This window comes from Kitasatospora sp. NPDC091257 (genome assembly GCF_044757675.1).
Lineage (GTDB): Bacteria > Actinomycetota > Actinomycetes > Streptomycetales > Streptomycetaceae > Kitasatospora > Kitasatospora lactacystinica.
Genome location: NZ_JBIVVI010000390.1, coordinates 1 through 7,082, shown reverse-complemented (window position 1 = coordinate 7,082; position 7,082 = coordinate 1). Strand labels below are relative to the sequence as shown.

At 75.2% G+C, this 7,082-nt stretch carries 9 protein-coding genes and 1 pseudogene; 4 read left to right on the top strand and 6 right to left on the bottom strand.

From position 1 onward, the window contains the following. From ACIQOV_RS19325 to ACIQOV_RS19300, 6 genes and pseudogenes are all read right to left on the bottom strand, one after another. A pseudogene (locus ACIQOV_RS19325) lies at window positions 1-1,554 on the bottom strand (hypothetical protein); the annotation flags it as partial. A 73-nt stretch (window positions 1,555-1,627) separates the two neighbouring features. Continuing rightward, the gene (locus ACIQOV_RS19320) at window positions 1,628-2,158 is read right to left on the bottom strand and encodes a hypothetical protein (RefSeq protein WP_331768762.1); all 531 of its coding nucleotides are present in this window, start codon (window positions 2,156-2,158) and stop codon (window positions 1,628-1,630) included. A gap of 164 nt (window positions 2,159-2,322) precedes the next feature. Continuing rightward, window positions 2,323-2,805 (bottom strand): hypothetical protein, encoded by a 483-nt coding sequence (locus ACIQOV_RS19315; protein WP_401049932.1) that lies wholly within the window; start codon window positions 2,803-2,805, stop codon window positions 2,323-2,325. After that, a complete protein-coding gene (locus ACIQOV_RS19310) occupies window positions 2,789-3,520 on the bottom strand; it encodes a hypothetical protein (RefSeq protein ID WP_401049929.1) in 732 nt (243 codons plus the stop codon). Before ACIQOV_RS19310 ends, ACIQOV_RS19315 begins: the two co-directional genes overlap by 17 nt. A 3-nt stretch (window positions 3,521-3,523) precedes the next feature. Further along, entirely contained in the window at window positions 3,524-3,868 is a 345-nt protein-coding gene (locus ACIQOV_RS19305; RefSeq protein ID WP_401049928.1) for a hypothetical protein, read from the bottom strand. Further along, window positions 3,825-4,727: a hypothetical protein gene (locus ACIQOV_RS19300; RefSeq protein ID WP_401049926.1), complete on the bottom strand. Its 903-nt coding sequence runs from the start codon at window positions 4,725-4,727 to the stop codon at window positions 3,825-3,827. The genes ACIQOV_RS19305 and ACIQOV_RS19300 overlap by 44 nt, the downstream gene beginning before the upstream one ends. A gap of 458 nt (window positions 4,728-5,185) precedes the next feature. Between ACIQOV_RS19300 and ACIQOV_RS19295 the strand changes: the two genes are divergently transcribed. The 4 genes from ACIQOV_RS19295 to ACIQOV_RS19280 all read left to right on the top strand — a co-directional run. Continuing rightward, on the top strand, window positions 5,186-5,647 hold the full coding sequence (locus tag ACIQOV_RS19295) for a lytic transglycosylase domain-containing protein (protein ID WP_331768757.1): 462 nt from the start codon (window positions 5,186-5,188) through the stop codon (window positions 5,645-5,647). A gap of 54 nt (window positions 5,648-5,701) precedes the next feature. Further along, a complete protein-coding gene (locus ACIQOV_RS19290; RefSeq protein ID WP_401049934.1) occupies window positions 5,702-6,262 on the top strand; it encodes a C40 family peptidase in 561 nt (186 codons plus the stop codon). 129 nt (window positions 6,263-6,391) lie between these two features. After that, window positions 6,392-6,805 carry a hypothetical protein gene (locus ACIQOV_RS19285; RefSeq protein WP_331768756.1) on the top strand — a complete coding sequence of 138 codons (414 nt, stop codon included), beginning with the start codon at window positions 6,392-6,394 and terminating at the stop codon, window positions 6,803-6,805. After that, on the top strand, window positions 6,802-7,082 hold a 281-nt coding region (locus ACIQOV_RS19280), incomplete at its 3' end, for a hypothetical protein (protein WP_401049922.1). The genes ACIQOV_RS19285 and ACIQOV_RS19280, both read left to right, overlap by 4 nt.

Below are 7,082 nucleotides of genomic sequence, written 5' to 3'. Positions count from 1 at the left end.
AGCGAGGCACTGCGGCCGGAGGCCAGCGAGTCGACGATGTGCCGGGTGGCGGCCGGCGGGCGCGACCCGGCGGGTGTGCTCGTCCGCGGCCCGCGTGACGGCGTCCAGCACCGCCACGTCGGCGCTGCGGAACCGGCGCGCGGCGCGGGCGGCGTCGGCCAGGGCGCGGGCCGCCCTCGCCAGCCGGGCGTAGGCGCGCGCCACCGACGCCGGTTCGACGCCGGGGCGTGGGATCCCCTGGCAGGCCCTGCGGAGCGCGGCGACGCGCGGGTGGGCGGAGCGCGCCAGCCGGCGGCCCATCGGTGTGCCGGCCCAGGCCGCGAAGGCCGCGGCGACCCGGTCGGCCCCGTCGGCCAGCACCGCGCGCCGGTCGGCCCGCTCCGCCTCGGCCACCGCCGCGACCTCGGCGTCGAGCGCGGCCAGGCGTCGGGCGGTGGCACGGTCGACGGGACGGCCGAGGACCCGTGCGGCCAGCGTTCCGGCCCGCCGGGACAGGGCGCGCAGCGCGGTCCAGGCGGGCGTGCCGCCGTAGCCGCGGGTGGTGAGATCGTGGGCGAGGTCGGCCGCGAGGCGGGCGACCGACCGGCAGGCCGCGGCGCAGATCCCCCGCAGGAGCCGGGTCGCCCGGTACTCGCCGTCGGCGAGCACGGTCTGCTGCCCGACGGCCTCCTTGACGGCGGCCCAGGCCCCGACGGCCGCCGCCTGGACCGACCGGACCTGTGCCCACTGCGGCAGCGCCAGCCACCACTCCGCGCGGGCCCGTACGGTCTCGATGGCGGAGGTGAGTTCGGCGAGGACCTGCTCGGGCGGGAGCCCGGCGAGCGCCGCGTCGTCCGGGGCGGGCTCGTGCCGGACGTTCGGGAGGGCCGCGGTCAGCACACCGAGGCGCTCCCGCAGGAGCGCGGCCTGTTCCGGCGGCATGTCGGCGGTGAGCGCCAGCGCGTCGGACAGCCACCCGTCGTCGGAGGAACGGGACTTCGCGGCAGTGGCCCCGTCGTCCTCGGCCCGGGCCATGCCGTCGGCCTCGGCCTGGGCCGTGCGGTCGTCGGGCCCCGCGTTCAGGCTGTGCAGGGCCGCCTCGGCCTCGGCCCGCTCGCGTTCGCGTTCCCACCTCTCGTTGTCGCGGACCTGGACGTCCCAGAGGTCGCCTTCCTTGACGAGCTGTTCGTAGAGCGAGGTCGGGGCGTTCGGTCCGGTCATCGCGCGGTAGGCGTCATGGGGCCGGAACGCCCCGCCGCTGGTCATGAGCTCCTCGGACTCCTCGCCGCGGTGGACCCAGAGGGACTCCTCCTCGGTTCCGCGCCGGAAGGCGCGCACGTAGGTGCTCTCGCCGACCCGCCGGGACTCGACGACCTCGTACGCCGGGTCGCCGAGGACGCTGTAGGGCGGCTCCGCGGGCGGCTGCTGAGCCGCAGGGCCCGGCTGGGCGGAGGCGGGCCCCCGGATCGTCCCGCCGGTCGTGGACGGTGGTGGGGTGGGGCCGTCGGCCGCGGCGCCCTGCGGCGTGCGCCGGTCCCGTGCTCCCGTGTCGGGTTCGGCGGGCTCGGGTGGCATCAGGTCCTCCTCGGAATCGGTCGGCTTCCACCGGACCTCGGCGGGCGGGCAGAGCGGCGTCGGATCCGGCGCACTACAGCGGCGGCTCGTCGCTGCTCAGCTCCGCCGCCAGGGCCGGGCTGGGGTGCTCGCGCTCGCGGGTGCCGAGGCCGCCGGGCTCCTCCAGCCACTGCCGCAGGGTCTCCTCGTCCGGCCCGCCCCAGGGCCGGGCGACCGGGTCGGCGTGCCCGTTGGCGCACTTCGGCCGGCGGGTGGTCGGGAGGAGGTTGTTCGCCGTGATCAGCCAGTCCGCCTCGGCGGTGTCGCGGCCCGGGCTGGGGCAGGTGTAGGAGCGGACCCATCCGATCTGCAGCGCGAGGAGGACCTCGATGACGTCCTCGTGCCGGTGCCAGCAGGGCGGTACCGAAGCCCGGGCCTCCGGGTTGACCTCCACCAGCCAGCGCAGCCAGTGCCCGAGCTCCTCCAGCCGGGAGCGCCGTTCCTCCGGCTCCATGTCGCGCAGGACGATCCGCGGCACGGGCGCGGGGTCGGGCTCGGGGACGTCCGTCCACGGATCGGCCGGGTCCAGGCCGTCGTCGGTCAGGTCGGTGCAGGTCTCGGACACGGGGTGCTCTCCTCAGGACTTGGTCAGCGGGACCGGGGGTGTCGTGGGTGAATGCTGCGGCCCCGGCGGGACCACCACCGGCGCGGGGCCCGCCGCGGCCGTCGGCTCGGGTTTCCCGGCCAGGAGCCCGATCAGGTCCGGGTCGGCGTAGGTGCGGCGGAGCCTCACCCGCACCGGGCGGCGGCGAGGCCACCCTCAGGTTCGGTCCCACAGTGGGCGACGCCGGGATTCTCCTTGCACCAGGTGGCCATCTCCTTGTCGGCGTTCTCGCAGTAGACCTCCATCCCGGGCAGGGGCAGGAGATCGGCGTCGCAGTACTTGTGCTTGAAGGTCTCGTACACGCAGGTCGAGAGCGGGTCGTCCCTCAGCCCGAGCGTCCGGCAGCCCTCCTTGTCCAGCGGCACGCAGCCGCCGCGCGCGTCCATCTGCTCCGCCGGGGGCTTCGGTTGCAGACCGGCGGCGGTCAGCTTCTCGGGCTGCCCGACGGGCCGGGTGTGCGCCGGGCAAGGCGTTCCGGCGGTGGCTCCTGGGACGGGAACCGGTGGCGGCGCGGCGGCGAACGCGGCAGCGGCCGGCCCGGCCAGCGCGGCCAGGACGAGCGCCAGGACCACCATGGGGCGCCGCAGACCGTTAGTGCTGGTAGGCAACGGGCCTCCAGCCGGCCGCGTCGGCCTGCACTGTGCCCGGCTGGGCCACCACCGGGGTCTCCCGCATCTTCTTCGAGGTGAGCCTCCAGTCGTCGCCGTCCCACACCACCTGGGCCGCGACGGCGAAGACACCGGTACCGTGCTGGATGCCACCGACGGTGGGGGTCTGGGTGGTCAGCAGCCACACGTCGACGGCGTCGGCGCTCACGGACTCGGTCTGGTAGGCGCGGACCTGGAAGGCGATGAAGTCCGAGCCGGTGCTGCCTCCGGCCTCGGGGAGGCCGAGCAGGCGTCGCCAGTCCCGGGCGTCCGCGATCGCCAGCGAGGTCAGCTTGAAGAACTCCTCGTCGTTATGGCGGGCCATCACCATCATCTGTCCGGGCACCGCGTCAGGGCTCAGCAGGTCGCGGGCCTCGGTGTAGTGGGCGGCCGCGGACACGGCACCGGCCAGGGTGTGGGGGTAGCCGATCGGGATGCCCTTCTCGACCCGCGCGGGCGCGGGCAGCGGCACCGCCGCCACTACCGTGGACGGGCTCGCGGACGGCGGCGCGTCGGCGGCCGAAACGCTGGCGGGCGCGGCAGTGCCGACCCGGGGTTCGGGATCGGCCTGCCAGATCAGGACCGCGACCGCGCCCGCGGCGGCGGCCGCCGCCAAGGCCGCCCCGGTGACGAGCGTGCGCAGGGCCCGGCGTCGGCGGAGCTCGACGGAGTCCACTCGTCAGCCCTTCAGGCTCGCGCCGAGCCAGACGATCGGCCACGCCAGTCCGATGATCACAGCCCCGCGGAAACACTTCGGCATACCCGCCTTGCCCCGCGCACTGATCTCGGGCCGGTCGGACATGGACCCGAAGCTGTCCATCGCGGCGCACGCGCAGAGCGCGGCCACCACGAGAACCAGGCAGATGCCCATGGTCCAGTTGACGATCGTGGTGAGCGCGCTGCCGACCTCCCCGGACGGGATCTCCGGCTTGAAGCCCTTCCCGACGTCGTAGAACGACCCGTTCGGGGCGGTGGTGGGGTCATTGAGCGGCAAGGTGGTCAGCCGGGCTGCCAGCAGCGACATAGAGGTCGTCATGTGAGGGATCCTCCGAGGTGGCGGCCGTCCCGGCCGGGGCCCGCAGCGGGCCCCAGGACCTCTCGGCCGTGGTGATCAGGGTGTCGGCGAGCCCGGTGCCGGCCGCCTCGAACCGGCGGCTGAGCCGGTCGGTCCGCAGGGCGTGCGCCCGCCAGGCCGGGCAGTGCGGCACCCGCACCACCGCACCGACCTGGGGCGCGAGCATGGTGGCGACCGCCCGGCACTGCCGCGGCATCCCGCCAGCCATGCCGACCAGCACCAGCACGCACCGCTGAAGCGGAAGGGACGCGGCCTCGGCTGCGGCGATCGCGACGGCGGCCGCCTCCAGGCCCTCCCGCGACGTCGGCGAGCAGATCACCGGCACCGCCCCCTCCAGCAGCATCCACTGGGCGGTGCGCGAGTGGACCCCGGCGTCACCGAGGTCGTCCGCGACGGTCAGCGCCGTGTCCACCACGCTCACCTGCCAGCCGCCGGCCCCTGCCAGAGCCGGCCATGCCGACGGCGCCGAGGGCAGGGCGAGCGGCGGTTCCGACCATGGCCTGCGGTCGGTGAGCACCTGGACCCGGCCGTCGAGGCAGGACGAGGCGGCGGAGCGGACCTGACCGGTGCTCAGAGGCCGGTCGACGGGTACGGAGGCGAGCCCGGCGCCGCCGGCCAGTGGCCAACGGCGCCACGGCGACGACGCGGTCGACGCGCTGTCGAGCACCACCGTCGAGGCGAGGCGGGCCAGTCCGGCCGCGGCAAGCAGGGCCACGGTGCTCCGGCCGCTGCCGGCCGCCGCCCCCAGGACCGGGACGACGAGCCGGGCGCCGACGTGCAGCCCGGCCACGGGCGCGGACCTGCCCACCGATGTTCACTCCCTCCCACCTGACCGATGTTCAGCGATGCCAGTTCGATGCCAGTTCATGGCCATCACTGGCCGTAGCCGCACTGTCTAGCACAGTGACAACCAGCTCTGTTTACACTCGGCGATCGACTTGGAGCGGATCGTGACCAGGGGTATGCCGGTGCCGTACGACACCACCGACTTCGGGGCCGGGGCCGGAATGCGGCCCTGTCCTCGCTGCCTCGACGGCCGGCCGGAGGTGATGTCGGCCGTCGAGGCAGCGGCCCACCTGCGGCGTCGCCGCCTGCGAGTCCTCGTCTCCGGCCGCTCCGGGCACCTGCCCGGCCGGCAGGTCGGCCGACTCCGGCGGTGCGGCAGGCAGCTCCCGGAGCACACCTCTGCCACGATCCACGCCGACCTGCCCGGCCGGTCCGTACCTGACACACCGACGGGTGCCACACGATCGGGGGACCTGGACTGTGCCCAAACGGACGATCCTGCTGGCGGGCGGCGCGGTCGCCGCACCCGCCGGACTGCTCGCCCTGGTGCTGCTGGCGGCCGCCACCGACGTACCCGCCGCAGTGAGCGCCCCGGGGCGCGGACCGTACGGCAGCGCGCTTCGGCCGGGCAGCGTCCCGGCGCCGTACGGTCCGATGATCGAGCGCGCCGCCGGGGCCTGCGACCAGGGCCTGACGTCCCCCCGGCTCGCCGCCCAGCTCCACCGGGAGAGCGGCTTCGACCCCAACGCCCAGAGCGCGGCGGGCGCCCAGGGCATCGCCCAGTTCGTTCCGGACACCTGGCGCACCTGGGGCCGGGACACCGACGGCAACGGGGTGAGCAGCCCGTTCGATCCGGCCGACGCGATCGACGCCCAGGGACGGATGATGTGCTCGCTGATCCGCCAGGCCCGCGACTCCGGCCTCACCGCCGACCCGTGGTAGCTCGCGCTCGCGGGCTACAACGCGGGCTGGCACGCCGTCCAAGCCGCGCACGGCATCCCGCCCTACCGGGAAACCCAGCAGTACGTCGCCGCCGTCGTCGCCGCGGTCCCGGACTTCACCGCCCCCTCGCCCGCCGGACCGCCGGCCGCCGCCGACGACGCCCTCCCACCGGGGTGGGACGTCCCGGCCGGCACCCACCCGCAGGCCGCCGCCGCCATCCACTGGGCCCTGGCCCAACGCGGCGGCTGGTACACCTTCGGCGGGGACTGCACCGACCCGCTCGGCACCGCCCCCTCCCACCGGTGCGACTGCTCCAGCCTCGTCCAGCAGGCCTACGCCCGTGCCGGGATCCGGCTGAGCCGCTCGACGTTCACCCAGGTCGAGGAAGGGCAACCGGTCGACCCGGACAGCGTCCGGCCCGGCGACCTCGTCTTCACCACCGGAACGGACGGCGGTCCGGGCCGCCCCGGCCACGTCGCCCTCTACATCGGCGACGGCCGCCTCCTGGAGGCCCCCCGCACCGGCCTCCAGATCCGGACGGGCAGCTACCAGGCCTGGAGAGCAGCCGGCAGCGGCCCCAACCAGGTCGTCGCCGTCCGCCGGATCGTCACCTGATCCCCCGTCCGGGTGACCGGATCCACCCACAACCCCGGGTTATCCACAGGAACCCGCACCACCGGCCTCCTGGGACGGCCGGATCGGCCACCCTGACCGCCACGACAACGACCGACGAAGGAACTCACTGTGACGACCGCCTGGTTCGACCGCATCGCCGCCCGCCTTGCCGAGCCCGACATCCAGGGCCCGCTCTCGGCGGCCTGGTCCCTCGCCCACCAGACCGTGTTCTGGGCCCTGGCCGTCACCACCGACACCGGCGGCGACACCCTGGCCGCCTGCGGCACCCACAACCACGCCATCGAGCTCCGCGGCTTCCTGCCCGAGCCCGACGACGGCGACGACCCCGAAACCGACCTCACCTTCGCCGACGGTCCGCGGCTCGCCGAATTCCTGGAGCAGGCGGAGCGTCGGCTTTCAGCAGCGGCCGCCACCGCGGCAACACCGGACGAGGTCTACACCGTCCTGGTTGCCGTCCGCCTCCTCGGGCACACCGCCGCCGCGGTGCGCACCACGCTCCGCCCGGCGCAGACCGCCCGGTGAGCGCGGAGTTCGGCGAGTTCGTTGCTCTCGCCGGCAGCTACCTCACCGACGCCGACTACCTGCCGATCGAGCGGAGCTCGGAGCTCTACCGACGGACCGTCGGCCATCAGGTCGCGGACCTGCTGGACCTCCTCCTCGCCGTGGAGACCCGGTACGCCTGGGAACCGGTGGACACCCTGCCCGACCGGGCGCCCACGGCGGCGTCGGCGACGGCCGGGTGCGCGGCCAGCACGGCCTCGATCTCGCCGAGTTCGATCCGGAAGCCGCGCAGCTTGAC

Coding starts and splice junctions, on each gene's coding strand:
- ACIQOV_RS19305 (WP_401049928.1), bottom strand. CDS start 3,868: ATGTCGCTGCTGGCAGCCCGGCTGACCACCTTGCCGCTCAATGACCCC.